A 26,518-nucleotide genomic window follows, 5' to 3' on the forward strand; every position below is an offset into this window, starting at 1 on the left:
GGGAGCAGGGAATGGGAAATCTGAAACTGACGAGTGTCACCAAGTCGTTCGGCGCGCTGACCGTGCTGCATGACATCGACCTGACGATCGACAACGGCAAGTTCGTGGTGTTCGTCGGCCCGTCCGGCTGCGGCAAGTCCACCCTGCTGCGGATCATCGCGGGGCTGGAGGATATCAGCGGCGGCGGCATAGAGATCGGCGGGCGCGACGTCGTCCACCTGTCGCCGGCCGAGCGGAAGATCGCCATGGTCTTCCAGTCCTATGCGCTCTACCCTCATATGAGCGTGCGCAAAAACCTCGCCTTCGGGCTCGAGAACCTGAAGTTCAAGCGCAGCGAGATCGACGCTCGCATCGCGGAGGCGGCGCGCATGCTGGCGCTCGAGCCCTATCTGGACCGCAAGCCGCGCCAGCTTTCCGGCGGCCAGCGCCAGCGCGTCGCGATCGGCCGTTCCATCGTGCGCAATCCCGATATCTTCCTCTTCGACGAGCCGCTCTCCAACCTCGACGCGGCGCTGCGCGTGCAGACGAGGGCGGAAATAACCCGGCTGCACCGCCAGCTGAAGACGACGATGATCTACGTCACCCACGATCAGGTCGAGGCGATGACCATGGCCGACGAGATCGTGGTCCTCAACGGCGGCCGGATCGAGCAGGTGGGGACGCCGCTCGAGCTCTTCGACAAGCCGAGAAACCTCTTCGTTGCCGGTTTCCTCGGCTCGCCGCGCATGAACATTCTGAAGGGCAAGGTGGTGGCCGTCGGCGAAACAGGCGTGACGGTCGATGTGGGATACGGCGTGCCGCTCCAGGCCCGGATCGATCCTGCCGCGGTGACCGTCGGGCAGGCCGTGCTCCTCGGCATAAGGCCCGCCCATTTCGCGGTCGGCGGCGAGGGGCTGCCTTTCGTCGTCCAGTATCACGAGAGCCTCGGCACAGAGACCTATGTCTACGGAACGTTCGAGGGGAGCGAGGAACAGGTCATCGTCCACCAGGCCGGCCATTTCGCGCCGGAGCGGGGCGCCCTTCTGCGGATCATGCCGCAGCCAGGCCGGATGCACGTCTTCGACCCCGACAGCGGCCTTGCCCTGCCGCGCGCCATCGAGGAACGGAGTGCGGCCCATGAGCACGCCTAAGTCGACCGATCTCGGCGGCCGCGCGCTGGATTTCGTGATGGGCATCGTCGAGGCGCCGATCAACGGGTTCGAACGGCTGATGGGCAGGAAGAGGATGCCCTATCTGTTCCTTGCGCCGAACCTCGTTCTTTTCGGGATCTTCACCTTCCTGCCGATCGCGATCGCCGTCGGTTATGCCTTCACCGGGGGCACCGGACTTTTCGTCTCGGACCGGCCCTTCGTCGGTTTCGACAATTTCCGCCAGCTCCTGCAGTGCGAGGATTATCTCCGTCCCGGAAGCTGCCGCGAATCCCTGTTCTGGACGGCGATCTGGAACACGCTCTGGTTCGTCGGCTTCAACGTCGTGGCGACCCTGCTGGTGGCACTGGTGACGGCTCTCATCCTCAACAGGGCGATCGCCGCGCGCGGTTTCTTCCGCGCCATGTTCTTCTATCCGGTGCTGCTGTCGCCGGTCGTCATCGGCCTGATCTGGAAATGGTTCCTCGACCGCAACGGCCTGCTCAACGCCTTCCTGCAGATGCTCGGCGTGCCGCCGGAAATCTTTCTGCTCGACGTGGGCTGGTCGCGCTTCTTCGTCGTCGTGGTCTCGGTCTGGTTCCATATGGGCTTTTACACCCTGATCCTTCTCGCCGGCCTGCAGGCCATTCCGAAGGACCTTTACGAAGCCGCCGCCATCGACGCGGCTTCACCCCGGCGCACCCTGTTCCGCATCACGCTTCCGCTTCTCGGGCCGAACCTGCTCGTCGTGCTGATCCTGCTGATGATCCGCTCGGTGCAGATCTTCGACGAAGCCTGGGTGCTCACCAATGGCGGCGGGCCCGGCACCGCCAACAGCTTCATCGTGCAGTACATCTACCAGATGGCCTTCGGCAGCGATCTGCGCCTGTTCGGCCTGGCTTCGGCCGCTTCGGTGCTGATGGGCCTCGTGCTGCTGGCCCTGACGCTCATACAACTGCGGCTCGGCCGCAAGATGGAGTCCTGACATGTCGCAAGGTCTCTCCCCCATCGCCTTCCTGACCCGCACCCGCCGGCCGGGGCGGATCGGGCTCACCGACATTCTCTCCTGGGCCTGGCTGATCCTCGGCACGCTTGCGGTGCTCGTCCCGGTCGTCTGGGCGGGGCTTTCCTCGCTCAAGCCGGCCGCCGAGATCACCCGCTTCCCCCCGACGCTGCTGCCGCGCGTGGCGGTCCAGCAGACCGTGCCGGGCTTCGATGCGCCGCTCAGCCTCTGGACCGTCAATGTCGACGGCCAATCTCGCGAGATGGCGATGATCCGCCGCATCGGACTGAAGGCCCAGATGGTCGATCCGAACAACCCGGGAACGCCGGTCAGCGTCGACGTGAAAAGCATGTCCCCGGTCCAGCGGCTCACCGTCGCGACCGAGAACTACACCGATCCCCTGACCCGTTTCGACTTTCTCACCTTCCTGAAGAATTCAGTCTTCGTCACCTTCGTCGCGACGCTGCTGACGCTCATCGTCAATGCGCTTGCCGCTTTCGCCCTGTCGAAATACCGGTTCCGGGGCGAGAAGGCGATCTTCGTGCTGATCATCTCGACGCTGATGATCCCGCTGACGGTGGTCATGGTGCCTGCCTATCTCGTCGTCGTCGGAGTCGGCCTGGTGGACAGTCTCTGGGGCATCATCATCCCGACGATCGCCTCGCCGACGGGCGTCTTCCTGCTGCGCCAGTACATGCTCACCATCCCCGACGAACTCATCGAGGCGGCCCGCGTCGATGCCGCGAGCGAGTTCCGGATCTTCTGGCGCATCATCCTGCCGCTGACGGCGCCGGCGCTCGCGGTGCTGGCGATCTTCTCGGTCCTGTGGCGCTGGAACGATTTCCTCTGGCCGCTGATCGTGCTCAGCAGCCGCGAGAATTTCACGCTGCAGGTCGGCCTCAATGCCTTCCAGGGTGAGTTCTCCGTGCAGTGGAACTACATTCTCGCCATGACCTTCCTGAGCCTCGCTCCGGTCACCCTCGTCTTCCTGTTCCTGCAGAAATACATCACCACCGGCATTGCCGGCACGGGCATGAAATAGCTCACTTGCGGGGTGGCGCGACGCTGCCCCGCAGCACCAGCTTGCAGCCGAGCTCCAGCCGGTAGGCCGGCCGCAACGGGTCGTTGGCAAGCAGCCTCTGCTCCAGAAGGCCGATGGCGGCTGCCCCCAGCCGGTCGGTAGGTAACTGCACCGTCGAGAGCGGCGGCATGCTGAACTCTCCGGGCACGATATCGTCGAAGCCGAGCACGGAGATGTCCTCGGGCGCGCGGATACCGAGAGCGGCGAACGCCCTGAGACAGCCGAGCGCGAGATTGTCTGCGGCGCAGAAGATGGCGGTCGCGCCCCTCAAGGTCCGGTCTTCGGCAATGAGCTGGCGAACCGCCTGCTCGCCCTGCGCGGGCTCGTATCCCTCCGCCTCGACGATCATCTCCGGCAAGGGGGCAAGTCCTGCCGCAAGATGCGCGTCCGCATAACCATCATATCGCCGGCGGATGGTGGTCCGGCCTTTCCAGGTCAGGTGCAGGATGCGGCGATGGCCGAGCGACAGCAGGTGTTCGGTTCCCTGCCGGGCGCCGAAGCGGTTTTCGCCGGTCACCGTGTCGACGAGCATCGAGGGGTCCTCGCCGTTGAGGATGACGAGAGGCGTGCGCCCGCCGGCAAGCGCGCGGATCAATTCGGGACGGTCGTCGTTGAGGACAACTATTCCGTCGACATTTTCGGCCTGGGCCATGCGACGCACCTCGCCGGCGTCGATCCGGCTGCCGGCGCTGACGAAGGGGACGATGCGGATGCTGAGCCGCTCGCATTCCTGGCGCAGGCCGTTCAGCATCGTCCAGCTCACCAGGTTGATATCGCTGTGAGCCGCCGCTTCGGCGGTGACGGCAAGAAGGATCGTGCGAAGCGTCGCGATCGTGGCGCGGCTGCGGCGTTTTTCCAGATAGCCCAGCCTTTGGGCGGAGCTGAGCACCCGGTCTCGGACTTCCACGGATATGGGGGCAGTGCCGTTAAGGACGTGTGACGCGGTGCTGAGCGAAACGTTGGCGTCCCGGGCAATATCTTTCAAGCCGATCTTGGCTTTCAACAGGGTCTTCTTTCAATTCGAGCCGGGTTCCGAAGCGACGTTGCGAAAACTGCCCGGATATCTGCGGGCATGATCCGTTGCCGGAGCGGTGCCTCGTCCCCTGATGCGATCAATGGCGCCCATCATGTTTCCCGCGTCCTTTCAATGCAAGAAAATCTTGGAGCTTTTCCGCCGCCACGGCGTTGTTCTGGGCGCCCGGGATTTCCCGATGGCGGGCATGCAGGCGTGATCCGGTGGATCCGCCCAACCGATAACAGCGCAGCCGTGGTGTCTTCCATACACGACGGCGCCCGACACACAGCCGAGACCGCCGGAACGACCCGGACGCTCGCAGGTTTGGTCGGGTGAGCATTTTTTGGAGACATTCATGGACGAGGATTTGCACAAGGACTACGACGAACTTCGCTCATTTCAACGTTATTACGCTGATGGCCAGATCCAGCGTCGCGTTCAGTCGATGTACCGGTTCGAGGATCCGGCCGAAACCGTTTTCGATGAGCTTTTGCGGAGGCTGGGTCAGGTGAGCGAACCGTCTTCCGCGGCGGCTTTTGGCGACGCGGTTCCGGGCGAAGGGGCCCGAGCGGCCCCGGCGGGTTCCCGCATGAAAGCGGAGGAATAGGCGCCACCTGGCATAGGCCCAGCGGGCGCGTGAATCCGCTACAGGCTCTCGGCCTTAAGGAACGCCTCGAAAATCACCCGGTGCCCCTCGTCGTTCGGGTGGGTGATATCGGGGGAGGCGAGGGCGCCGTCGCCGAAGACGATCATCGACTCGTAGACCGGTGCGTAGAAAACCGAAAACCGTTCTGCGAGTTCTTTTACCGCTCCGACATAAGCCTCGAATCCCTCGCGCGTCTGACCTGTAAAGCCGGCGCTGCCGACCGATAAACCCGCGTCGGGGAGAGAGGGCGGGCTGCCGATCGCGATCCTTCCGCGATGGCCGGCCGCGACGAGGGCCTCGAGTATCCTGGTGTAGTCCCGCACGAAACCCGCAACGTTCATCGTCTCCGGCGCCGCCGTGTATCGGGCGTCGTTATAACCGTAGAGGATCAGGATCGCATCCTGGTGAGGCCGGTCGAGAAGCGCTGCGTCAAACCGGTCGACACCATTGTCCGGCCTCGGTTTTCCGTCGGCGAGCCTCGACCCCTGCAGCACGGTTCCCGGAATTGCATGATTGCGGATCGGAAAGCCATCGACCGTTTCGGCTAACAGCCCCGGCCAGGCACATTCGGACCGGGTGGCATTGAACCCGGCGGTGATGCTGTCGCCGAAAACGCGGGTGCCGGAAATTCCGAGCGATTTCAGATGCTCCCTAAAGGTCATCAGGTCTCCTTCATTTTCCCGCTTGACAAGGATCGGGCTAATCCTGTTTATACGTATTAGCTGCTAATACGCATTAGCAGTCAAGAGGGATCGGGAGGATGTTGCGTGGCCACGCCTAAGCGCTTGACACAGCATGACATTGCGAAACTCGCGGGCGTCAGCCAGGCGACCGTTTCGCTTGTGCTGAACGGTGCGCCGACAGCTCTGGCGCGCATTCCGCAGGAAACCCGCGAGCGGGTCCGGCAGGTCATCCGCACCACCGGTTATGTCGCAGATCCAATCGCGCGGCGCATGGCCAAGGGGCTGAACCGGATTCTCGGCGTGTTCACCTACGAGCCGGCGTTTCCGAGCGCCCAGGCGGATTTCTTCACGCCCTTCCTGCTCGGCATCGAGGAAGAGGCGCAGATCCAGAATTACGACCTTCTGCTCCTGACCGGTGCGGGCGTCGGCAAGGACCGCAAGATCTTTGCGGACGGCAATCGCCTGAGGATCGCCGACGGCTGCCTCGTGCTCGGCCGCGAATTCGACCGCGCCGAGCTGACGCGGCTGGTGGCCGGCGACTATCCGTTCGTGGCGATCGGCCGGCGCGAGGATGCCGGCGGGCCGGTTCCCTATGTCGGCGGCGACTATGCGAACGGCACCCGGGCGCTGGTCGGGAAGGCGAGGGCGCTGGGGCATTCCAGGCTCGCCTATATCGGCCCGCCGGGGCCGGCGGAATCGACCGCCGATCGCTGGAAGGGCTTTGCCGCCGCTCTTGGCGAGGGGCTGGAACTCGTTCTGCATGTCGAGGCGGCCGGCCGGCCGGCGGGGGAGATCCTCGATGCTCTGCTCGCCGGCGGCGCCACCGTCGCCTTCTTCGTCGAACTTGCCGATGCGGTGCGCGTCGAAGCCGCTGCCCGCGAGCGCGGCCTTTCCATTCCCGGCGATTTTTCTGCGGTCGTGCTCGGCAGCCATATCCGCGCCGAGCGCAGCCATGTGCAGTTCACCGCTTTCGACATTCCCCGCGAGGAGATGGGCCGGCAGGCGACGGCCATGCTGGTGCGCCGCATCGAAAGCGGAGATGCCGGCGGCCAAATTCTTCTGACCTGTGAACCGGTCGAGGGCGAAACCCTTGGACCCGCAAAAAGACGGACATGACCAACGTGACAGAGATGCATACGGATATTCTGGTGGTAGGCGGCGGTCTCGGCGGCGTCGCGGCAGCACTCGGCGCATGCCGGGCGGGCCGCAGCGTGATCATGACCGAGGAGTTCGACTGGATCGGCGGCCAGCTGACCAGCCAGGCGGTGCCGTCGGACGAACATACCTGGGTCGAGCAGTTCGGCATCACCCGCTCCTACCGGAAGCTGCGGGAAGGCATCCGCCGCTATTACCGCGACCACTATCCGCTGACCGAGGGCGCTCGGGCCTGGGGCGACCTCAATCCCGGCGCCGGCTGGGTCAGCCGCATCTGCGCCGAGCCGCGCGTCAGCCTCGCCGTCATGGAAGCGATGCTGATGCCCTATCGCGGCGCCGGCAAACTGAAGGTGCTGCAGCCCTACCGCCCGGTTGCCGCTGATGTCGAGGGCGATACGGTCCGCTCCGTCACCGTCCGTCATCGCGATACCGGCCGCGAGATCACCATTTCCGCCGCCTATATCCTCGATGCCACCGAACTTGGCGACCTCTTGCCGATGACCGGCACCGAATATGTGAAAGGCTTCGAGGCCCAGTCCGATACCGGCGAGCCGAGCGCACCGTCCGAGGCGCAGCCGGACAATGTCCAGGCCGTATCGATCTGCTTTGCGATCGACCATGTCGACGGCGACCAGACGATCGACAAGCCGGAGAACTACGACTACTGGCGCAAGTACCAGCCGCATTTCTGGGGCGGTCCGCTGCTCGGGTTCACGGCGCCGCATCCGCGCACGCTGGACTTCACCACCCGCTCGTTCACGCCCAATCCGAACGACGATCCGCTCGCCGTCGATGCCGACCAGCGCAAGGGCGGCGGCGACGAGAACCTCTGGATCTTCCGCCGCATCGCGGCCCGCAACAATTTCGTGCCCGGCGCCTACGCCTCCGATATCTGCCTCGTGAACTGGCCGATGATCGACTACATGGAAGGCACGATCATCGACCTTTCCGAAGAGGACAAGGCTAGGCAGCTCAAGTCGGCCGCCGACCTTTCCTACTCGCTGTTCTACTGGCTGCAGACCGAGGCGCCGCGCGTCGATGGCGGCCAGGGTTTTCCGGGGCTGCGGCTGCGCGGCGACATCACCGGCACCGAGCACGGGCTCGCCATGGCCCCCTATATCCGCGAGAGCCGCCGCATCAAGCCGGTCACCCGCATCGTCGAGCAGGACCTGTCCTATTCGGTGCGCGGAGAGAAGGGCGCGGTCAACTACCGCGACAGTATCGGCATCGGCATGTACCGCATCGACCTGCATCCCTCGACCGGCGGCGATAACTATATCGACGTGCCGTCCTGCCCGTTCGAGATCCCGCTCGGCGCGCTTCTGCCTCAGCGGGTGACGAACCTCATCCCGGCCGGCAAGAATATCGGCACCACCCATATCACCAACGGCTGCTACCGGCTGCACCCGGTCGAGTGGAACATCGGCGAAGTCGCCGGCATGCTCGCCGCCCATTGCCTCGATAAGGGTCTTACGCCGCACCAGGTCCAGGAAAACGACGGCAAGCTCCACGATTTCCAGAGAGAGCTCGGCCGCGAAGGCATCGAAATGCGCTGGCCGGATATCGCCGCCTACTGAGGACGGCCTTCGGCCTGTCTGTCTAAACCATCTTTGGAGGAGGAACGGGAATGAACTATCATCGGACACTGAAATCCGCGGTCGCGGCGCTGGCCCTGGCCTTGCCGCTCGGCATGTCGCCGCTTGGGGGCGGCATCGCCAGCGCGCAGGATGCGGTCAACCTGCGCATGACGATCTGGAGCGCCAACGAGGCGCATCTGAAACTCTTCAACGACATCGCCGCAGGCTTCAAGAAGGACCATCCGAACGTCACCGTGACCTACGAGTCGCTGCCGTTCGAAACCTATACGACGGCCCTGACGACCCAGATCGCCGGCGGCAATGCGCCCGACATGGCCTGGATTTTCGAAACCGCCGCCTATGACTTCGTCAATTCCGGTGCGCTCTTTCCACTCACGGACACGCTGAAGGCCACCAAGGGCTATAACGCGGAAGAGCTGAGCGCCACGGCTGCCGAGCGCTGGACCAAGGACGGCAAGCTCTATGCCTATCCGTTCTCGACCTCGCCGTTTGCGATGTTCGTCAACAACGACATCATCAAGGCAGCCGGTGCCAAGACGCCGGCGGAAATGATCGCGGCCGGGCAATGGACCTGGGAGAACGCCATCGCCACGGCATCCGCCGTCGGAAAGGTGCCGGGCAAGGGTGGCCTGATCGTTCGCGACTTCAACTACCAGACCTGGCAGAACCTCGCCTCCGTCTGGAACGGCTGGGGCGCCTCGCCCTGGAGCGCAGACGGCAAGACCTGCACGATGACCGAAAAGCCGATGGTCGACGCGCTGACCTTCATCCACCAGGCGGCCTTCAAGAACAAGGCGATGCCGGGTCCCGGCGAGAGCGTCGATTTCTTCGCCGGCAATGCCGCGATGACCATCACCCAGATCAGCCGCGCCTCGCTTCTGCCGAAGGACAAGCCGTTCGCCTGGGATCTCGTGCCGCTGCCGAAGGGTCCGGCGGGTGACTATGCCCTGATCGGCCAGGCCGGCGTCGGCGTCATGCAGGCGGGCAAGAACGCCAAGACGGCCGCCGAATTCGTCGCCTATATGACGAACCCGGAAAACTCGGCCAAGCTCAGCCAGTTCTTCCCGTCGGCCCGCAAATCGCTGCTGAACGCCGAAGTCCTGAAGAAGACCAACCCGCTGCTCAGCCAGGAGCAGATCGACAAGGTCGTGATCTCCGGCATCGCCACCGGCAAGGTTATTCCGGGCCACACCGGCTTTGCGCAGATCCAGCAGGCGGTTCGCTCCGGCCTCGATGCAGTCTGGCGCCCGGACGCGAATATCCCGGCAGCCCTCCAGCAGATCTGCGGCCAGATCGGCCCGCTTCTGAAGCGCTAAGGGAATAGTCGATGGCTGTCGTGCCGCAAACCGCCCGTCCGGAAGGCCGCTCCTCATCGTCGTTCTGGACGGTCGCGCGGCGCGACAGCCTCGCCGGCCTTCTCTTCATCGCCCCGCAGCTGATCGGGATCACGCTGTTCGTGCTGATCCCGCTCTGCCTCGTCTTCTGGTATTCGCTGCACGAGTGGAACGTGCTCGCCAATACCTTCACCTATACCGGCGCCACCAACTACCAGATGCTGCTGGAGGATCCGAGCCTGCCCTCGGTGCTCGGCGCGACGGCGGTCTTTTCGGCAGGGCTGGTGATCTTCAACCTCAGCCTGGCGCTGCTGCTCGCCGTCCTGCTCAACCAGAAACTCGCCGGCATCACCATCTTCCGCACGCTGTTCTTCTCGCCGGTCGTCGTGTCGCTGGTCGCCTGGACGATCGTCTGGGGTTTCCTTCTGCAGAAGAACGGCGGCATCAACGGCGTGCTGCTCGTCTTCGGCATCGAGGGGCCGAACTGGCTGCGCGAACCGGTAACGGCGATGATCTCGGTGATCGTGGTGCAGGTCTTCAAGAATGTCGGCCTCAACATGATCCTGTTCCTGGCCGCCCTCCAGGGCGTGCCGAACGAGCTTTACGAAGCGGCCCGCATCGATGGCGCCCCGCGCTTCAAGCAGTTCCGCCGCATTACCCTGCCGCTGATCAGCCCGACCATCCTTTTGACCTCGATCATCACCATCGTCGGTTCGCTGCAGGTGTTTGCGCAGATCGCGGTGCTGACGCAGGGCGGGCCGGGTCTGACGACCACGGTGCTGGTCTATTACCTCTACCAGCAGGCTTTCCAGTTCCATTTCTTCGGTTACGGCTCGACGCTGTCGATCATGCTGTTTGCGATCGTCGTCGTGCTCACCTTCGCCCAGTGGCAGATGCGCAAGAGGATCGTCTTTTATGAAAGCTGAGCTCTCCCCGCGCAGACAAGTTTTTCTCTACGGCCTGCTCTGCGTTCTGCTGATCCCCTTCGTCTTTCCGACCTGGTGGATGGTGACGTCGTCGGTCAAGCCGATCAGCGACATCTTCGCCTTTCCGCCGCAGCTCGTGCCGGAAAGATACGACTGGACGACCTATTCCAAGGTGTTCGAACTGCAGCCCTTCGTGAAGCAGTACTGGAATTCCGCCTATATCGCGGCGCTGGTGACGGTCGGCACGATGATCGTCTCGTCCATGGCCGGCTATGCCTTCGCGCGCATCAGGTTCCCGTTCGCCAATGCGATCTTCATGGTCGTTCTGCTTGGGCTGCTCATCCCCTCGGAAGTGACGATCGTGCCGCTGTTCCAGATGTTCCTGAAGGCGGGCATGGTCAACACGCACTGGCCGCTCATCCTGGCGCCGATTTTTGGCGCGCCGAGCGTGTTCGCGACATTCGTGATGCGGCAGTTCTTCATCGCGCTGCCCGCCGAACTCGAAGAGGCGGCGCGGGTCGATGGCCTCGGGCGCTTCAAGATCTTCCGCAAGATCGCGCTGCCGCTGGCAAGGCCGGCGCTCGCGTCGGTGGCGATCTTCACCTTCCTGCATTCCTGGAACCTCTATCTCGAGCCGATCGTGTTTCTGTCCAGTGCCGACAAGTTCACGCTGCCGCAGGCGCTGACGCAATATACCGACGCCTATGGCGGCCCGATGTGGAACATCCAGCTTGCCGCGGCGACGCTCACGGCGCTGCCCGTCCTCATCGTCTTCATCATCGCGCAGAAGCAATTCGTCGAAGGGCTCGCGCATACCGGCCTCAAAGGCTGAAGAACCGGATTTCCTATGGCTGAAGTTACCCTTTCCAACGTCCGCAAGAGCTATGGCGCCGTCGATATCATCCACGGCATCGACCTGGGCATCAGCGATGGCGAGTTCGTCGTCCTGGTCGGACCCTCCGGCTGCGGCAAGTCCACGCTGCTGAGAATGGTGGCCGGGCTGGAGACCATCACCGGCGGCGAGGTGAGGATCGGCGCGCGGGTGGTCAACGATCTCGATCCGAAGGACCGCGACATCGCCATGGTGTTCCAGAACTATGCGCTTTATCCGCATATGACGGTCGCGACCAATATGGGCTTTTCGCTGGAACACCGCGGCGGCAGCAAGGCCGAGATTGCCGAACGGGTGAAATGGGCGGCCGATATCCTCGGCCTTGCGCCGCTGCTCGACCGCTATCCGCGCCAGCTCTCCGGCGGCCAGCGCCAGCGTGTCGCCATGGGTCGGGCGATCGTGCGCAATCCGCAGGTCTTCCTGTTCGACGAGCCGCTGTCGAACCTCGATGCGAAACTGCGCGTCGTCATGCGCGGCGAGATCAAGAGCCTGCACCAGAGGCTGAAGACCACCACCATCTACGTCACCCACGACCAGGTCGAGGCGATGACGATGGCCGACAAGATCGTCGTCTTGAACGGCGGCCGGGTCGAGCAGATCGGCGCGCCGCTCGAACTCTATGACCGGCCGGCCAATCAGTTCGTCGCCGGCTTCATCGGGTCGCCGTCGATGAATTTCCTCAACGGGACGATCACGGCCGAAGGTTTCGCAGCGCCTGGAATCGTGCTGCCGCTGCCTGCGGCAGCGCAGTTCCACGCGGATCGAAAGGCGGTTTACGGTATCCGCCCCGAACATTTCGCCCTCGACGAAAACGGCGTGCCGGCGGAAATCATTCTGGTCGAGCCGATGGGGTCTGAGACGCAGGTGACGATGAAGCTCGGCGAAACCCCTGTCACCGGCGTTTTCCGTGAACGGGTTTCGCTGTCGCCGGGTGCGACGATCCGGGTGCGGCCCGATCTCGATAATGTCCATCTCTTCGCCGCCGATGGCGGCCAGCGTTTGAACTGAGGCACGCCATGCCGAACTATCCTGAAACCAGGCTCACCGAAGCGCTGCGCGGCGGCGAATTCCCGGTCATCGTTTCGCTGGCGCGCCATGATCTCGATCTCGCCAGGGCGGCAATCGGGGCGGGGGCGTTCGCCATCAAGGTGCATCTCAACGCCTACCACCGCGCGACCGGCACGACCTTCGGCAGCTTTGCGGACGAGCGGCCGTTTTTCGAGCAGCTTGCAACGCTCGGGGTGCCGTTGCTGGTCATGGCGGGGCAGGAAAAGGTGCCGAGCGCAGAAGAGATGGACGCGCTTGCCGACCTCGGCTTCGAGGGCTTCAACATCTACTTCAGCGAGATGCAGCCGCATCTTCTTCAGTCGCGGCTGAGGCCGATGCCGGCACTCGGCGAAAAGAGCACGGACGAGGATCTGCGCAAGATCCTCGAGATCCCCGGGGCGATGATGGAAGCATCCGTCGCCTCGTTCGAGGATTACGGCAAGCCGCTTAACGAGAAGGATCTCGCGCGTTACCGCGATATAACCGCCAAGGCGGGCATCCCCGTCATCGCGCCGAGCCAGAAGCGGTTCACCGCCGAAGACATGCCCAGGCTGAAGGACGCCGGCATCGCCGCGCCGTTGCTCGGCGTCATCGTCACCGGCACGACGCCGTCGAGCATGGAGGCGGCGGTGAGGCCGATCGCCAAGGCGGCACGCGGCCTCGGCGCAGCTTCGTCGGCACACCGGGCCGATTGACGCTGACTTCCGGCGGTCAACTCCCGGCGGGTGGCCTTGCGTCGTCCGCACCGCTCGTGAACCAGACGATGAGTTCCGCGGTATTGCGCAGCCCGCAGGCGCGCATGAGACGCGCACGGTGGGACTCGATCGTCCTTTTCGACAGGTTGAGTTCCTCGGCGATTTCCGCGTTGCTCTTGCCCTGGGTCACCAGGGCGACGATCTGGCGTTGCCGGTCCGTCAGCGCGACGCTGCGGCTTGCGACCGGCCGGGCCATGGGTTCGAAACAGTAAAGCGCCTCGGCGAAGGGGTTGACGGCATGATGGCTGCGGCCGCGCACCCGGCACCAGAAGCGGCTGCCATCGCTGGCGGTCATGATCCGCTCGTCATAATAGACCCGGCCGCCGGGCAGGTGGGTCTGCCACATGTGCCCCGTGCGGACGAAGTCTGACAGTTTCGGGTACAGGCGGGCGAAGCTCTGGTCGACGAGTTCTTCACGGGCATAACCGAAAAGGTTCGCGAATTCCGCATTGCAGTCGCGGATGATACGATGCGTGGCATAGACGAGCGGCACCGGCAGTTCCGACAGCAGGAAACGAAAACTGTCCGGGCTTGCCGTCATCCAAATATCCATTTCTCGCACGAAATGCCGTATTTATACGGCTAACCGGGCGAGGCGATCAAGACTTACTCTCCCGTGGCATGAAAGCTTCCGGGGGGAAGCTGGACGGAGGAAATTGTGATGAGGAAGGTATTCAAGACAGCGGCGGAATCGCTGGCGGATACATTGTTCGACGGCATGACGATCATGTCCGGTGGCTTTGGCCTCTGCGGCATACCGATGAGCCTGATCGAGGCCATCCGGCTCGCGGGCGTGACGAACCTGACGGTCATATCCAACAATGCAGGCGTTGACGGATACGGTCTCGGCATCCTTCTCGAAACGCGGCAGATCCGCAAGATGGTGTCGTCCTATGTGGGCGAGAACAAGCTTTTCGCCCAGCAGTTTCTGGCGGGCGAGCTGGAACTGGAATTCAATCCGCAGGGCACGCTTGCCGAGCGCATTCGCGCCGGCGGCGCCGGCATCCCGGCCTTCTACACGAAGACCGGCGTCGGCACGCTGGTCGCCGAAGGAAAGGAAGTGCGCCGGTTTGGAGACGACGACTATGTGATGGAGACGGGCCTTTTTGCCGATCTTGCCATCGTCCATGCGTTCAAGGGCGATACGGAGGGCAACCTCGTTTACCGCAAGACCGCGCGGAACTTCAACCCGATGATGGCGACGGCGGCCAAGGTCACGGTCGCCGAGGTGGAGCACCTGGTGCCGGCCGGCGAAATCGATCCCGACCATATCCATACGCCGGGCATTTTCGTGCAGCGCGTGCTCGAGGTGAAGGACGCCGACAAGCGCATCGAACAACGCACGACCCGCTCAAAGACCGAGAAGGAGCTTGCCTGATATGGCCTGGACTCGCGAACAGATGGCGGCGCGTGCAGCCCGCGAAATTGAAGACGGCTTCTACGTCAATCTCGGGATCGGTATCCCGACACTGGTGGCAAACTATATCCCGGCCGGGGTGGACGTGACCCTGCAGAGCGAAAACGGCATGCTGGGCATGGGACCTTTCCCCTTCGAGGGCGAGGAGGATGCGGACCTCATCAATGCCGGCAAGCAGACGATCACCGAGCTGCCGCGAACCAGCTATTTCTCCTCGGCCGACAGCTTCGCGATGATCCGCGGCGGCCATATCGACCTGTCCATTCTCGGCGCCATGCAGATTTCCGAAAGCGGTGACCTCGCCAACTGGATGATCCCCGGAAAGATGGTCAAGGGCATGGGCGGCGCCATGGACCTCGTCGCCGGGGTGAAGAAGGTCGTGGTGGTGATGGAGCACGAGGCCAAGGGCGAACCGAAGCTTCTGAAGGAATGCAACCTTCCGCTCACCGGCCGGCGGGTGACCGATCTCGTGATCACCGATCTTGGCGTCTTCACGATCGCCCGCCACGGCGCGCCGAAAATGACCCTGATCGAGACGGCGCCCGGCGTGTCCGTCGAGGAGATCAGGGGGAAGACCGAGGCGCCCTTCGACGTCGCCTTGGCGGCTCAAAGCATGGCGTCCTGAGACCCGTTCCCGGGCGGCGGGCTCGGCAGAGCCTGCCGCATTGGGGTCAGGAAAGTTCATACGGCAGCGGCAGGCGCTGGTTGTGGTTGACCGTGAGCTTGTGCTTCAACGGCGGCACGGCCCGGCTCGCGCAGTTGGCGCGATCGCAGATGCGGCAGGATATGCCGATCGGCTCGAAGCTGGTCTTCTGGGTGACGTTGAGGTCGTCGGCGTAAACGAATTCATCCGTATAGGAAATCTCGCAGCCGATCGCGAGGGCATAGCTCGACTGGGCGGTGCGGAAGCCGCCGATGCCCTTGCTGGTCAAGGTGGCGAGGCAGAGATACCGTACCCCATCGGGCGTTTCGGCAAGCTGGCGGATGATGCGCCCGGGCGTTTCGAAGGCCTGGTGGGCGTTCCACAAAGGGCAGGCGGCGCCGAAGCGGGCGAATTGCAGCTTCGTCGCGCTGTGCCGCTTGGTGATGTTGCCGGCCCGGTCGATCCGCGCGAAAAAGATCGGCACCCCTTTCAGTCCCGGCCGCTGCAGGGTCGAGAGCCTGTGGCAGACCTGCTCCAGCGAGGTGCCGAAGCGCGCGGCGAGCAGTTCGAGATCGTGGCGCAGTTCGCGGGCGGTGCGCAGGAAGGTCTGGTAGGGCATCAACAGCGCGCCTGCAAAATAGTTGTGCAGCCCGATCCGGCAGATGTCGGCGGCCTCCTCGGTCCGGAACCCCGCATCGCGGACGATCGTTTCGACGACCTCCCCGGCATGGAGCTGCGCGATCTGGACCGCGATCTGAAAGACCCGCGTGTGGGCGGCGGCATAGGGGTTGATGGACAGCAGGCGTGACGCGGGGTCGTAGCGGCGCAGCTCGTTCTTGTCTTGCCCGTGAACCACGCGAACGCCAAACCGGCGGTCGAGGAAACCCGTCAGCGTCGCGTAGCTGTCGTCCTTCCGGTCGCCGAGCTCATGGGCGAGTTTCTCCGCAAGCACGTCGAGTTCGTGGACGTAGTTGTCGACGAAATGGAAGAAGTCCCGGACCTCTTCATAGGGCGTCAGCTCGACGGCCGCCGTCAGGTCGAGCCGGTCGTCCATGCTGGCCAGCTGCTCGCTGTTGCGGCGATAGGCCTGGTGGCAGGCGATCAGGGCATGGGCGAAACCCGGCGCGTTGTGGGTGATGAGCTTCAGCTCCTGAAGGCTTGGCGCATAGGCGTCGAAGATCGGATCGGAGAGAGCCTCCAGAAGCGCGGAGACCAGCCGGTCGGTCTCGCCGGTCGAGAGCTCGGAAATGTTCAGCTGGAACTTGTCGGCCAGCGCGAGCAGGACGCTCGCCGAAACCGGCCGCTGGTTGCTCTCGATCTGGTTGAGATAGCTGGTCGAGATTCCCACCCGCTCCGCGAACTGGCTCTGGGTGGCGTTGTGGGCCATCCGCAATTCGCGCACCTTGCGTCCGATGAAGAGTTTGCCGACCGCCATTTTCACAACTTTGCAATTTTAAAAACACGTTTATATACTTTCACAATCACACCCGTTCAACGCTTTTCTCCGGGCGTGTCGATCGATAAAAGAGCGAGAATTTGAGGAGCGGACATGCGGGCAATTCTGGGCGAGGTCGAAAAGCGGCGGGCGGAGGCAAGGCTCGGCGGCGGGCAAAGGCGCATCGAGGCGCAGCATGCCAAGGGCAAGCTGACGGCGCGCGAGCGTATCGAGGTCCTGCTCGACGAGGGATCGTTCGAAGAATTCGACATGTACGTCACCCACCGCGCGGTCGATTTCGGCATGGCCGAGCAGAAGGTGGCTGGCGATGGCGTCGTCACCGGCTGGGGCACGATCAATGGCCGCCAGGTCTATGTCTTCTCCCAGGATTTCACGGTCCTCGGCGGCTCGCTCTCCGAAACCCATGCCCAGAAGATCTGCAAGATCATGGACATGGCCGTGCGCGTCGGCGCACCCGTGATCGGCCTCAACGACAGCGGCGGCGCCCGCATCCAGGAAGGCGTGGCTTCGCTCGCCGGTTATGCGGAAGTCTTTCGCCGCAATGCCGAGGCGTCGGGCGTCGTGCCGCAGATTTCCGTCATCATGGGCCCCTGCGCCGGCGGCGCCGTCTATTCGCCTGCGATGACCGACTTCATCTTCATGGTGCGGGACAGTTCCTACATGTTCGTCACCGGCCCGGACGTGGTGAAGACGGTGACCAACGAGATCGTCACGGCCGAAGAGCTCGGCGGCGCCGGCACCCACACGAAAAAATCCTCGGTCGCCGATGCCGCCTTCGATAACGACATCGAGGCGCTCGAGGCCGTTCGCCAGCTCTTCGACTTCCTGCCTCTGAACAACCGCGAAAAGCCGCCCGTCCGGCCCTTCCACGACGATCCGGCCCGTATCGAGAACCGCCTCGACAGCCTGATCCCGGACAGTGCGGCAAAACCCTACGACATGAAGGAACTGATCCTGGCGATCGCGGATGAGGGCGACTTCTTCGAGATCCAGGAGGCCTTTGCGAAAAATATCATCACCGGCTTCATCCGGCTCGAGGGCCAGACGGTCGGCGTCGTCGCCAACCAGCCGATGGTGCTCGCCGGCTGCCTCGATATCGATAGTTCCCGCAAGGCGGCGCGCTTCGTGCGCTTCTGCGACGCCTTCTCGATCCCGATCCTGTCGCTCGTGGACGTGCCGGGCTTCCTGCCGGGCGTCGCCCAGGAATATGGCGGCGTCATCAAGCATGGCGCAAAACTGCTCTTCGCCTATTCCGAGGCGACCGTGCCGATGGTGACGCTGATCACCCGAAAAGCCTATGGCGGCGCCTACGACGTCATGGCCTCGAAACATATCGGCGCCGATTTCAACTACGCCTGGCCGACCGCAGAGATTGCGGTGATGGGCGCCAAGGGCGCGACCGAAATCCTCTACCGTTCCGAACTGGGCGATCCCGAAAAGATCGCCGCCCGCACCAGGGAATATGAGGAACGTTTCGCCAATCCGTTCGTCGCGGCCGAACGCGGCTTCATCGACGAGGTGATCATGCCGCATTCGTCGCGCCGCCGCATCGCCCGGGCCTTTGCCTCGCTGCGCAACAAGCAGGTGACGACGCATTGGAAAAAGCACGATACGATTCCGCTTTAAGCCCGCCCGTGACGCCTGTTTCGACGCGCGTGGCCGCCAGACATGAATGCAGAAGGATCCGCAATGCCTAGACCGCCCGACATGACCAAACATCGCGGTTTTCCCTCCGGCATGCCGGGCCATGGCCATCATTTCACCATCCGGCGGGCGAACGAAAAGGGCGCGACGCCGCTCAAGGTCCTGCAGCGCCTTGCCCGCCCCGGCACGATCGAGCACAAGGTGGATGCGGCGTTCCTGCATGCGCTCTGGCATCACTTCGGAGCCGAACCGTTCGAGCGCGGCAATCTCGATGCCGGCCGGCTGAACTTGCTGTTCGGACGCGAGGTGGTGCCGGCGCAGGACGATTTCGACCCGGCCTCCTATGACGCGCTGCTGCGGATCGACGAGAAGGTCGCGCGCAGAACCTTTCCCGAATCCTTCGAAGACGTGATGGAAGTCTGATGGCCGCGATCAACAAGATCCTCATCGCCAACCGCGGCGAGATTGCCTGCCGGGTCATCAGGACGGCCCGCAAGATGGGCATTGCGACGGTTGCCGTCTATTCCGATGCGGATGCGGAGGCGCTGCATGTGAGACAAGCCGACGAGGCTGTCCATATCGGTCCCGCGCCGTCGTCCCAGTCCTATATCGTCATCGACAGGATCCTCGACGCGATCCGCAAGACCGGCGCCGATGCCGTGCATCCGGGCTACGGTTTCCTGTCCGAAAATCCCGCTTTCGCCGAAGCGCTCGAAAAGGCGGGCATCGCCTTCATCGGCCCGCCGGTCGGCGCCATCCAGGCGATGGGCGACAAGATCACGTCCAAGAAGATCGCCGCGGAAGCCGGCGTCTCCACCGTGCCCGGCCATATGGGGCTGATCGAGGATGCCGAAGAAGCGGTAAGAATCTCGGCCTCGATCGGTTATCCCGTCATGATCAAGGCGTCTGCCGGCGGCGGCGGCAAGGGCATGCGGATTGCCTGGAACGACGCCGAGGCCCGGGAAGGGTTCCAGTCCTCCCGCAACGAGGCCAAGAACTCGTTCGGCGACGACCGCATCTTCATCGAAAAATTCGTCGACCAGCCCCGCCATATCGAAATCCAGGTGCTCGGCGACCAGCACGGCAACACGCTCTATCTCGGCGAGCGCGAATGCTCGATCCAGCGCCGCAACCAGAAGGTCATCGAGGAGGCCCCGTCACCCTTCCTCGATGCGGCAACCCGCAAGGCCATGGGCGAACAGGCCGTCGCGCTTGCCAAGGCCGTCGGTTATTTCTCCGCCGGCACGGTCGAGTTCATCGTCGACGGCAGCCGGAACTTCTACTTCCTCGAAATGAACACCCGCCTGCAGGTGGAACATCCGGTCACCGAACTCGTCACCGGCATCGACCTCGTCGAGCAGATGATCCGGGTTGCCGCCGGCGAAACGCTGTCGTTCGGTCAGGACGACGTCAAGCTCACCGGCTGGGCGGTCGAAAGCCGGCTTTATGCCGAGGACCCCTACCGCAACTTCCTGCCTTCGATCGGCCGTCTCACCCGCTACCGCCCGCCCGCCGAAGGCGGGCAGGATGACGGCACCGTCGTCCGCAACGATACCGGCGTCTTCGAAGGCGGCGAGATCTCCATGTATTACGACCCGATGATCGCCAAGCTGTGCACCTGGGCGCCGGATCGCGTGGGGGCCATCGACGCGATGGGCAAGGCGCTTGACGATTTCGAGGTGGACGGCATCGGCCACAACCTGCCCTTCCTCTCGGCGGTCATGGATCACGATCGCTTCCGTTCGGGAAACATCACCACGGCATTCATCGCCGAAGAATTTCCGGATGGCTTTTCCGGTGTGCATCCGGACTCCGCGGCCGCCAAAAAACTTGCGGCGATCGCCGTCCTGATCAATCAGGCCCTGCAGGAGCGTGCGGTGCAGATTTCCGGCACGATCGGCAATCACCGCCGGATCCCGGCGAGGGATTGGGTGGTGACGCTTGCCGGTTTCGAAGAGGCCGTCACGCTTGAAACCCTGCCCGACGGCGCCAGCGTCCGCTTCTCCGACGGCACGCGGCTTTCCGTCGCCAGCGCCTGGCTGCCCGGTCGCCAGCATGCCCGCTTCCATGTCGGCGGCGAGATCGTTGGCGTCAAGATCAATCTGATCGGCTCGGCTATCCGCCTGCGCTGGCGCGGGATGGACGTCACCGCCCGCGTCCGCTCGCCCCGCACGGCAGAACTCGCCCGTCTGATGCCGGTCAAGCTGCCGCCGGACACGTCGAAAATGCTGCTCTGCCCGATGCCGGGCGTCATCACCTCGGTCTCCGTGAAAGCCGGCGACGCCGTCGAGGCCGGCCAGACGCTCGCGACCGTCGAGGCGATGAAGATGGAAAACGTCCTGAAGGCGGAACGCAAGGGCGTTGTCAAACGGGTCGCCGCGAGCCAGGGCCAGAGCCTTGCGGTGGACGAGCTGATCATGGAGTTCGAATAGGGGTGGGCGATCCGGAGATGGTTGAAAACACCTCTCGCATTCCCGAGGATGTTCGAAAGCGCCGCGCGGGCGCTGCGGGATGTTGTTTTGGTTCTCTTGGGCCTGAGTCAGAGCCCGGTCAGTCGCGCCTGAATATGACGGCCATGGTCCTGACCGCTGAAGAAGACCGCGATGATGCGAACAGTCCGCGCATCTTCCTCGACGGTGAAATAGAATATCGCCCGCTTCTTCGTCACCTGACGCAGCCCCGGCATCACAGCCGGCAACTGGGTGCCTTGATGCGGCATGTGCCCCAATGCCCTCATATCGTCGAGCATGGCATCGACGCGGTGGGCCGCCCTTTCGAACGCGTCCGTCAATGGATCTCCAAGCGCGACATACGAATCGACCAGGTGTCTAAGGATCAGCCTGAGATCTCGATTGACCTCTTCCGAACGAATGACCTTATAGGCCATAGGCTTTTTTCTGCTCGGCAATCATCGTTTCGATCTGGCGGTCGCTTTCTTCGGCCGTCAGGAAGGGACCGTTCATACGCCTCTCGACCAGCGCCTTCAGCGCTGCGAGTTCCGCATCTTTCAACTCCGTTTCTTCGCGAAGAAGCTCCAGGCCGCGCTGAACGACAGCACTCAGGCTGGCATAGCGGCCTTCTTCGACAAGCCGGCGAGCAAAGGCGTCCTGTTGGTCCGAGATCGACACGGAAGCTTTCACCGTCATGGCAGATCTCCTATTGCGGCACAAAAATACTACCAGGTAGCATGGGCGTCAATTTTTTCGCGAAAAAAACCTCCCCGTTTTCCTCGCCTCTTCAAACCGTGCCTACAATGCCCCGGTTCCGTCACGGATACACCGGCAGGCGTGCCGGCGAGGCGGGGCCGGCGCGGACGTCAGGGGCAAGACGCAAAACCCTGGCGTTCGGGTTCGCGAAAGGATTGCAGCCAGCGAGGAACTCCTGGCCTGGGCTATGCCCATAGAAATGTGCGGCGGCAGGTGAAACACTGCCGTCCTTCAAAACCTGCCGGAAACCGCGTCGATAAAAGCCGCGCAGAATCCGTCGGGCGAGGCATCGGGTAGCGCCGATGTCGTCCATTTCGAGGCGATCGGGCTGCGGGCATAAACCGCCGAACGGGGTACTGGAAGGTGCTACTTACAAAACTACATTCGAGGCAGCTTTCAGTGCCCCGGCCGAAAAAATCCGAAGTTCACCAAGGGGGCGTCCGCCTCGCCGAAGGAGGGAATGCGACGTGAGACCGGGAAAGTACTTTCTGCCGCCGAGATGGCCCGGATCATTCGGCGGAACGGCGCGAATGCCGGCTGCCCCGGATTTCCGGGATGAACGGGCCTCTATCGCCAGGGTGCGCATCGCGGTGGCGGGAGGACTGGCAGCAGGGCAAGATCTCATCGATGCCATCGGGGCCGGCATTGAACACTATGGTCTGACAAAGGGAGAAGCCGATGGCCGACAGAACCGTCAGCACTGATCGAGCGGACTGGGAGCGGCTCGCCGAGCGCGAACTGAAGGCTTCGCCGGAAACGCTCGTCTGGCACACGCCCGAGGGCATCGACATCAAGCCGCTCTATACGGCGGAAGACCTCGAAGGTATCGGCCACCTGAATTCGCTGCCCGGCATGAAACCTTTCGTGCGCGGCCCGCGCGCCACCATGTATGCCGGCAGGCCCTGGACGATCCGTCAATATGCGGGTTTCTCGACCGCCGAAGCCTCGAACGCCTTCTACCGCCGCAATCTCGCCGGCGGCCAGAAGGGCCTGTCGGTTGCCTTCGACCTCGCCACCCATCGCGGTTACGACAGCGATCATCCGCGCGTCGAAGGCGATGTCGGCAAGGCGGGCGTGGCGATCGACTCGGTCGAGGACATGAAAATCCTCTTCGACGGCATCCCGCTGAAGGATATGTCCGTCTCGATGACCATGAACGGCGCTGTCATCCCGATCCTTGCCTCCTTCATCGTCGCCGGCGAGGAACAGGGCTGTTCGCGGGCCGAACTGTCGGGGACCATCCAGAACGACATCCTCAAGGAGTTCATGGTCCGCAACACCTACATCTATCCGCCGGAACCCTCGATGCGGATCGTTGCCGACATCATCGAATATACGGCGAGGGAAATGCCGAAGTTCAATTCGATCTCGATCTCCGGCTACCACATGCAGGAAGCGGGCGCGACGCTCGTCCAGGAACTCGCCTTCACGCTCGCCGATGGCCGCGAATATGTCCGGGCAGCGATTGCAAAGGGTCTGAGCGTCGACGAGTTCGCCGGCCGGCTCTCCTTCTTCTTCGCGATCGGCATGAACTTCTTCATGGAGGCCGCCAAGCTGCGCGCCGCGCGGCTTCTGTGGTCGCGGATCATGGAGGAGTTCAAGCCGCAAAAATCGTCGTCGCTGATGCTGCGCACCCATTGCCAGACGTCCGGCGTCTCGCTACAGGAGCAGGATCCCTACAACAACGTCATCCGCACCGCCTATGAGGCGCTGTCGGCGGCGCTCGGCGGAACCCAGTCGCTGCACACCAACGCGCTCGACGAGGCGATGGCGCTGCCGACCGACTTTTCCGCGCGCATCGCCCGCAACACCCAGCTTATCCTGCAGCACGAAACCGGCATCACCAAGGTCGTCGACCCGCTCGCCGGCTCCTATTATGTCGAAAGCCTCACCAACGAGCTGGCGGAAAAGGCCTGGGCCCTGATCGAGGAGGTCGAGGCCATGGGCGGCATGACCAGGGCGGTCGCCGAAGGCCTGCCGAAACGCCTGATCGAGGAGGCGGCGACGCTTCGTCAGGCCCGCGTCGATCGCGGCGAGGAGATCATCGTCGGCGTCAACAAGTACCGGCTCGAAAACGAGGACGAACTCGACATCCTGGCGATCGACAATACCGCAGTGCGCAACGGCCAGATCAAGCGGCTGGAGGAGGTGCGCCGGCAGCGGGATCCCAAGCGCGTGGCCGCGGCGCTGGCCGTTCTGGAGGAGGCTGCGGAAACGGGAGAGGGGAACCTGCTGGAAGTGGCGATCGAAGCCGCCCGTGCCCGCGCGACCGTCGGTGAAATCTCCGATGCGATGCGGCAGGCCTTCGGCGACCATTCGGCGGTGCCGGAGGTGGTCGGCGATATCTACGGGCCCGCTTACGAGGACGATCCGGAATACAAGACGATCGTCTCGCGGCTCGGCGGCTACGCTCAGACGCTCGGCACGAAGCCGAAGATCATGGTCGCCAAGCTCGGCCAGGACGGCCATGACCGCGGCGCCAAGGTAATCGCATCCGCGTTCGGCGATATCGGTTTCGAAGTTCTGGCCGGCCCGTTGTTCCAGACGCCGGAAGAGGCGGCGGATCTTGCGATCAGGGAAAAGGTCCAGGTGGTCGGCATGTCGTCGCTCGCCGCCGGTCACAGGACGCTGGCGCCGCAGCTCGTCGAGGCATTGAAGCAGAAGGGTGCCGAAAACGTCATCGTCGTGGTCGGCGGCGTCGTGCCGCGGCAGGATTACGATTACCTGATGGAGCACGGCGTTGCCGCCGTCTTCGGCCCCGGAACCAATGTGCTGGATGCCGCCAACTCGATCATCGACCTGCTCGAGGGCAAGCGGCGGAACCTGTGAGGAGATCACCCGGGCCGATCGCATCGCCACTGCCGCAGGATGGGTCCGGACGCGGTGTCGGGTCATCTTTGTGACGTCACCGGGAAGGACCGGCCTTTTCCGCGTTCACGCGGCAGCTCCCCTGGTGCTGCCGCGTTAAAAGATCTCAGGCGGCCCGGCCCGATCTGACGCGCGGTTCTCCCCGCTTGTCGATGCGGAACAGATTGACGATCTCGGCCAGCGCTTCCATCTCCCGGCTTGTCCTCTCGGTGGAGGCCGAAAGATTGCCGACGAGCCGGTTGTTATGGGCGTTGAGTTCGTCGAGATCCTTCATGGCCCGCGACAGCTGCCGCAGGTTGGCGCTTTGATTGTTGCTCTCGGTGGTAATGCCGCTGGAAAGCGAAGAGACGAAGGCGATCGACGAAACGATCTGGGAAAACTGCTCGCTCGCCTTGCGGACCAGTTCGGCGCCAGCCTTCACTTCCGCCTGGCTTTTCTGGATGAGCGCTTTCACCTCGTTGGACGCGTTGGCCGTCGACTGGGCGAGGGAGCGCACTTCGGTCGCGACGACCGCAAACCCCTTGCCGCTTTCGCCCGCCCGCGCCGCTTCCACGCCTGCATTGAGCGCCAGCAGATTTGTCTGGAACGCGACATCCTCGATGACGCCGATGATCTCGGAAATCTTGCCCGACGAGACGGTGATCTGCGCCATGGCGCTTTCCGCGCCGGTCATGACCTGGCTGCCGTTTTCAGCCATGTGGCTCGTATCCGAAATCACGCTGGTCGCTTCACCGGCCCGTTTGGAGTTCTGACCAACGGTCTCGGCGACGGCGTTCGTCGTTACGGTCGTGTCCTGAAGCATCGACGACTGACGTGTCGAGCGCGCATTCAGCTCGGTCGTTCCGCGCAGAATTTCGTCGCTGGATGCCGAGACGGACGCGCAGGCGTCGGCCAGTCGCGACACCACGTCGGAGAGGCGGCTCGTCACGGCGTTCGCATTGTTCTGCAGCTCGGCAAACGCACCTTTGTGAACCCCCTCGAACTGGATCGTCAGATCGGCATTGGCAAGCGCATTGAGGACGCGGCTGGTTTCGTTGAGGCCGCCTTCGAAGCTCGATATCAGGGTATTGAGGCTCTGAGCCAGCTCGAGATGCTCGGGGCGGTCGAAGGGTCCGTTGACGCGACCGGAGAAATCGCCCTCGACGGCCTGGTGGACGACACCGCGCACCTGGCTCTGCAGCAGCCGGGCTTCCGCGGAGACGGTGGCGAGATTGGCGCTCTGCGCCTGCGCTTCCTGCTCCAACGTATCGCGCATGCGTGCATTTTCGCGGAACACGGCGACAGCATCGATCATGGCGCGAATTTCCTTGGCGCCGCGGCGCTTCGGCACGACGACCTCGTTATTGCCGCCCGCGAGCAGCTTCATCGACGCCGTGATCCGTACGATCGGGCCGGCGATCCGCTGCGCGACGAACATCAGGACGATGATGCCTGCCATCGCCAGTGCGGCGCCGGTCGTCAGTTCGTTGCGGATCTCGGTCTCCAGCGCGTCTCCTGCTGCCGCGACCGTGTCGGATGCCGTCTTATCCACGAGCGTGTTGATGTCGAGAATTTTAGCCAGGATGGCCGCGCGGGAGCGTGTCAGTTGCTCGGTGGTCGGAATTGCCTTGGCCGGGTCGAGCCCGAGCATGACCCGAACATTGCCGCGCCACACCGCATGCAGATCGCCGAGTTTCTTGGCGTCCGCCGATACGGCAGGCGACAGCGAGTTGCGGGCAAACTCGGCAAGCGTAGCCTCGAGAGCGCCGTTTGCGGCGTCGAAGCGTTTGTGAACCTCATCGACCGAAACAAACGTGGTCATCCCCAGCAGATTTGCGACAACGCCCGACACGGCCTCGAATTGCGCGCCGGTCCTTGCGGCCAATGTCTTGGCGGCTATCGCGTCTTGAACAACCTTCTCGACATGAGCCTGGCCATCGATGGCCTGCGATCCGACGAGAGCGGCAGCACCCAGGCCCGCGAGAATGGAGAGAATGAGAGGAAGAAGAATCTGGAAACGGACTGACAGGGCCATGGTGCTAC

The 26,518-nt window shown here is 63.5% G+C and carries 24 protein-coding genes; 17 read left to right on the plus strand and 7 right to left on the minus strand.

The genetic code is table 11. From position 1 onward, the window contains the following. Positions 1-11 precede the first annotated feature (11 nt). The 3 genes from J2X76_RS14280 to J2X76_RS14290 are packed head-to-tail and all read left to right on the plus strand — an operon-like array spanning position 12 to position 3,172. A complete protein-coding gene (locus J2X76_RS14280) occupies positions 12-1,130 on the plus strand; it encodes a sn-glycerol-3-phosphate ABC transporter ATP-binding protein UgpC (RefSeq protein WP_310217206.1) in 1,119 nt (372 codons plus the stop codon). After that, the gene (locus J2X76_RS14285; RefSeq protein ID WP_113131170.1) at positions 1,117-2,112 is read left to right on the plus strand and encodes a carbohydrate ABC transporter permease; all 996 of its coding nucleotides are present in this window, start codon (positions 1,117-1,119) and stop codon (positions 2,110-2,112) included. The genes J2X76_RS14280 and J2X76_RS14285 overlap by 14 nt, the downstream gene beginning before the upstream one ends. 1 nt (position 2,113) lies before the next feature. Then, on the plus strand, positions 2,114-3,172 hold the full coding sequence (locus J2X76_RS14290; protein WP_113131169.1) for a carbohydrate ABC transporter permease: 1,059 nt from the start codon (positions 2,114-2,116) through the stop codon (positions 3,170-3,172). Between the two features lies 1 nt (position 3,173). Here J2X76_RS14290 and J2X76_RS14295 read toward each other — a convergent pair whose 3' ends face one another. Beyond that, positions 3,174-4,214 (minus strand): LacI family DNA-binding transcriptional regulator, encoded by a 1,041-nt coding sequence (locus J2X76_RS14295; protein ID WP_310217211.1) that lies wholly within the window; start codon positions 4,212-4,214, stop codon positions 3,174-3,176. A gap of 367 nt (positions 4,215-4,581) precedes the next feature. On the opposite strand from J2X76_RS14295, the gene J2X76_RS14300 reads away from it, so the two are divergent. Next, entirely contained in the window at positions 4,582-4,833 is a 252-nt protein-coding gene (locus J2X76_RS14300) for a hypothetical protein (protein WP_310217213.1), read from the plus strand. A 38-nt stretch (positions 4,834-4,871) separates the two neighbouring features. Here the strand turns inward: J2X76_RS14300 and J2X76_RS14305 are convergent, their stop codons facing one another. Beyond that, entirely contained in the window at positions 4,872-5,534 is a 663-nt protein-coding gene (locus J2X76_RS14305; protein ID WP_310217215.1) for an SGNH/GDSL hydrolase family protein, read from the minus strand. A gap of 105 nt (positions 5,535-5,639) precedes the next feature. Between J2X76_RS14305 and J2X76_RS14310 the strand changes: the two genes are divergently transcribed. From J2X76_RS14310 to J2X76_RS14340, 7 genes are read left to right on the plus strand one after another with little or no spacing between them, the layout of a single operon-like run. Beyond that, positions 5,640-6,671 (plus strand): LacI family DNA-binding transcriptional regulator, encoded by a 1,032-nt coding sequence (locus J2X76_RS14310; protein ID WP_310217218.1) that lies wholly within the window; start codon positions 5,640-5,642, stop codon positions 6,669-6,671. 14 nt (positions 6,672-6,685) lie between these two features. After that, complete coding sequence (locus J2X76_RS14315; protein WP_310218050.1) at positions 6,686-8,287, plus strand: FAD-dependent oxidoreductase; 1,602 nt, start codon at positions 6,686-6,688, stop codon at positions 8,285-8,287. A 50-nt stretch (positions 8,288-8,337) separates the two neighbouring features. Then, positions 8,338-9,624, plus strand: coding sequence for a sugar ABC transporter substrate-binding protein (locus J2X76_RS14320; RefSeq protein ID WP_310217221.1), 1,287 nt, complete (start codon positions 8,338-8,340; stop codon positions 9,622-9,624). Between the two features lie 11 nt (positions 9,625-9,635). Next, the gene (locus J2X76_RS14325) at positions 9,636-10,568 is read left to right on the plus strand and encodes a sugar ABC transporter permease (protein ID WP_310217224.1); all 933 of its coding nucleotides are present in this window, start codon (positions 9,636-9,638) and stop codon (positions 10,566-10,568) included. Then, complete coding sequence (locus J2X76_RS14330; RefSeq protein WP_310217227.1) at positions 10,558-11,400, plus strand: carbohydrate ABC transporter permease; 843 nt, start codon at positions 10,558-10,560, stop codon at positions 11,398-11,400. The genes J2X76_RS14325 and J2X76_RS14330 overlap by 11 nt, the downstream gene beginning before the upstream one ends. Positions 11,401-11,415: 15 nt before the next feature. Then, on the plus strand, positions 11,416-12,468 hold the full coding sequence (locus J2X76_RS14335) for a sn-glycerol-3-phosphate ABC transporter ATP-binding protein UgpC (protein ID WP_310217230.1): 1,053 nt from the start codon (positions 11,416-11,418) through the stop codon (positions 12,466-12,468). 8 nt (positions 12,469-12,476) lie between these two features. Beyond that, complete coding sequence (locus J2X76_RS14340; RefSeq protein WP_310217232.1) at positions 12,477-13,202, plus strand: hypothetical protein; 726 nt, start codon at positions 12,477-12,479, stop codon at positions 13,200-13,202. A gap of 16 nt (positions 13,203-13,218) precedes the next feature. Here the strand turns inward: J2X76_RS14340 and J2X76_RS14345 are convergent, their stop codons facing one another. Then, on the minus strand, positions 13,219-13,803 hold the full coding sequence (locus J2X76_RS14345; RefSeq protein ID WP_310217235.1) for a PAS and helix-turn-helix domain-containing protein: 585 nt from the start codon (positions 13,801-13,803) through the stop codon (positions 13,219-13,221). Positions 13,804-13,923: 120 nt separating this feature from the next. Here J2X76_RS14345 and J2X76_RS14350 point away from each other — a divergent pair, with 120 nt between their 5' ends. Then, on the plus strand, positions 13,924-14,640 hold the full coding sequence (locus J2X76_RS14350; RefSeq protein ID WP_310217237.1) for a CoA transferase subunit A: 717 nt from the start codon (positions 13,924-13,926) through the stop codon (positions 14,638-14,640). A 1-nt stretch (position 14,641) separates the two neighbouring features. After that, the gene (locus J2X76_RS14355) at positions 14,642-15,304 is read left to right on the plus strand and encodes a 3-oxoacid CoA-transferase subunit B (RefSeq protein ID WP_310217239.1); all 663 of its coding nucleotides are present in this window, start codon (positions 14,642-14,644) and stop codon (positions 15,302-15,304) included. A 46-nt stretch (positions 15,305-15,350) separates the two neighbouring features. Here the strand turns inward: J2X76_RS14355 and J2X76_RS14360 are convergent, their stop codons facing one another. Continuing rightward, positions 15,351-16,757: a short-chain fatty acyl-CoA regulator family protein gene (locus J2X76_RS14360; protein ID WP_310217241.1), complete on the minus strand. Its 1,407-nt coding sequence runs from the start codon at positions 16,755-16,757 to the stop codon at positions 15,351-15,353. Positions 16,758-16,871: 114 nt separating this feature from the next. Between J2X76_RS14360 and J2X76_RS14365 the strand changes: the two genes are divergently transcribed. From J2X76_RS14365 to J2X76_RS14375, 3 genes are all read left to right on the plus strand, one after another. Next, entirely contained in the window at positions 16,872-18,404 is a 1,533-nt protein-coding gene (locus tag J2X76_RS14365; protein WP_310217243.1) for an acyl-CoA carboxylase subunit beta, read from the plus strand. Positions 18,405-18,467: 63 nt separating this feature from the next. Continuing rightward, entirely contained in the window at positions 18,468-18,845 is a 378-nt protein-coding gene (locus J2X76_RS14370; RefSeq protein ID WP_113286385.1) for a hypothetical protein, read from the plus strand. Then, positions 18,845-20,854, plus strand: a complete 2,010-nt coding sequence (locus J2X76_RS14375; RefSeq protein WP_310217246.1) for an acetyl/propionyl/methylcrotonyl-CoA carboxylase subunit alpha — start codon at positions 18,845-18,847, stop codon at positions 20,852-20,854. The genes J2X76_RS14370 and J2X76_RS14375 overlap by 1 nt, the downstream gene beginning before the upstream one ends. Positions 20,855-20,961: 107 nt before the next feature. Here J2X76_RS14375 and J2X76_RS14380 read toward each other — a convergent pair whose 3' ends face one another. Both J2X76_RS14380 and J2X76_RS14385 read right to left on the minus strand, forming a co-directional pair. Continuing rightward, the gene (locus J2X76_RS14380) at positions 20,962-21,309 is read right to left on the minus strand and encodes a type II toxin-antitoxin system RelE/ParE family toxin (protein WP_310217249.1); all 348 of its coding nucleotides are present in this window, start codon (positions 21,307-21,309) and stop codon (positions 20,962-20,964) included. Continuing rightward, entirely contained in the window at positions 21,299-21,568 is a 270-nt protein-coding gene (locus tag J2X76_RS14385; protein ID WP_310217252.1) for a type II toxin-antitoxin system ParD family antitoxin, read from the minus strand. Before J2X76_RS14385 ends, J2X76_RS14380 begins: the two co-directional genes overlap by 11 nt. Before the next feature lie 738 nt (positions 21,569-22,306). On the opposite strand from J2X76_RS14385, the gene scpA reads away from it, so the two are divergent. Continuing rightward, the gene (gene scpA, locus J2X76_RS14390) at positions 22,307-24,457 is read left to right on the plus strand and encodes a methylmalonyl-CoA mutase (protein ID WP_310217255.1); all 2,151 of its coding nucleotides are present in this window, start codon (positions 22,307-22,309) and stop codon (positions 24,455-24,457) included. 145 nt (positions 24,458-24,602) lie between these two features. Here the strand turns inward: scpA and J2X76_RS14395 are convergent, their stop codons facing one another. Beyond that, positions 24,603-26,510 (minus strand): methyl-accepting chemotaxis protein, encoded by a 1,908-nt coding sequence (locus tag J2X76_RS14395; protein WP_310217258.1) that lies wholly within the window; start codon positions 26,508-26,510, stop codon positions 24,603-24,605. Between the last annotated feature and the right edge of the window lie 8 nt (positions 26,511-26,518).

Origin of the sequence: Neorhizobium sp. 2083, assembly GCF_031455615.1 — a bacterium.
Taxonomy (GTDB): Bacteria; Pseudomonadota; Alphaproteobacteria; order Rhizobiales; family Rhizobiaceae; genus Neorhizobium.

What these genes read in the sequence shown, in the direction of transcription:
- J2X76_RS14280 (WP_310217206.1), top strand. Translation starts at nt 12, where the DNA reads ATGGGAAATCTGAAACTGACGAGTGTCACCAAGTCGTTCGGCGCGCTG.
- J2X76_RS14285 (WP_113131170.1), top strand. Translation starts at nt 1,117, where the DNA reads ATGAGCACGCCTAAGTCGACCGATCTCGGCGGCCGCGCGCTGGATTTC.
- J2X76_RS14290 (WP_113131169.1), top strand. Translation starts at nt 2,114, where the DNA reads ATGTCGCAAGGTCTCTCCCCCATCGCCTTCCTGACCCGCACCCGCCGG.
- J2X76_RS14300 (WP_310217213.1), top strand. Translation starts at nt 4,582, where the DNA reads ATGGACGAGGATTTGCACAAGGACTACGACGAACTTCGCTCATTTCAA.
- J2X76_RS14305 (WP_310217215.1), bottom strand. Translation starts at nt 5,534, where the DNA reads ATGACCTTTAGGGAGCATCTGAAATCGCTCGGAATTTCCGGCACCCGC.
- J2X76_RS14315 (WP_310218050.1), top strand. Translation starts at nt 6,686, where the DNA reads ATGCATACGGATATTCTGGTGGTAGGCGGCGGTCTCGGCGGCGTCGCG.
- J2X76_RS14320 (WP_310217221.1), top strand. Translation starts at nt 8,338, where the DNA reads ATGAACTATCATCGGACACTGAAATCCGCGGTCGCGGCGCTGGCCCTG.
- J2X76_RS14325 (WP_310217224.1), top strand. Translation starts at nt 9,636, where the DNA reads ATGGCTGTCGTGCCGCAAACCGCCCGTCCGGAAGGCCGCTCCTCATCG.
- J2X76_RS14330 (WP_310217227.1), top strand. Translation starts at nt 10,558, where the DNA reads ATGAAAGCTGAGCTCTCCCCGCGCAGACAAGTTTTTCTCTACGGCCTG.
- J2X76_RS14335 (WP_310217230.1), top strand. Translation starts at nt 11,416, where the DNA reads ATGGCTGAAGTTACCCTTTCCAACGTCCGCAAGAGCTATGGCGCCGTC.
- J2X76_RS14340 (WP_310217232.1), top strand. Translation starts at nt 12,477, where the DNA reads ATGCCGAACTATCCTGAAACCAGGCTCACCGAAGCGCTGCGCGGCGGC.
- J2X76_RS14345 (WP_310217235.1), bottom strand. Translation starts at nt 13,803, where the DNA reads ATGACGGCAAGCCCGGACAGTTTTCGTTTCCTGCTGTCGGAACTGCCG.
- J2X76_RS14350 (WP_310217237.1), top strand. Translation starts at nt 13,924, where the DNA reads ATGAGGAAGGTATTCAAGACAGCGGCGGAATCGCTGGCGGATACATTG.
- J2X76_RS14355 (WP_310217239.1), top strand. Translation starts at nt 14,642, where the DNA reads ATGGCCTGGACTCGCGAACAGATGGCGGCGCGTGCAGCCCGCGAAATT.
- J2X76_RS14360 (WP_310217241.1), bottom strand. Translation starts at nt 16,757, where the DNA reads ATGGCGGTCGGCAAACTCTTCATCGGACGCAAGGTGCGCGAATTGCGG.
- J2X76_RS14365 (WP_310217243.1), top strand. Translation starts at nt 16,872, where the DNA reads ATGCGGGCAATTCTGGGCGAGGTCGAAAAGCGGCGGGCGGAGGCAAGG.
- J2X76_RS14370 (WP_113286385.1), top strand. Translation starts at nt 18,468, where the DNA reads ATGCCTAGACCGCCCGACATGACCAAACATCGCGGTTTTCCCTCCGGC.
- J2X76_RS14375 (WP_310217246.1), top strand. Translation starts at nt 18,845, where the DNA reads ATGGCCGCGATCAACAAGATCCTCATCGCCAACCGCGGCGAGATTGCC.
- J2X76_RS14380 (WP_310217249.1), bottom strand. Translation starts at nt 21,309, where the DNA reads ATGGCCTATAAGGTCATTCGTTCGGAAGAGGTCAATCGAGATCTCAGG.
- J2X76_RS14385 (WP_310217252.1), bottom strand. Translation starts at nt 21,568, where the DNA reads ATGACGGTGAAAGCTTCCGTGTCGATCTCGGACCAACAGGACGCCTTT.
- scpA (WP_310217255.1), top strand. Translation starts at nt 22,307, where the DNA reads ATGGCCGACAGAACCGTCAGCACTGATCGAGCGGACTGGGAGCGGCTC.
- J2X76_RS14395 (WP_310217258.1), bottom strand. Translation starts at nt 26,510, where the DNA reads ATGGCCCTGTCAGTCCGTTTCCAGATTCTTCTTCCTCTCATTCTCTCC.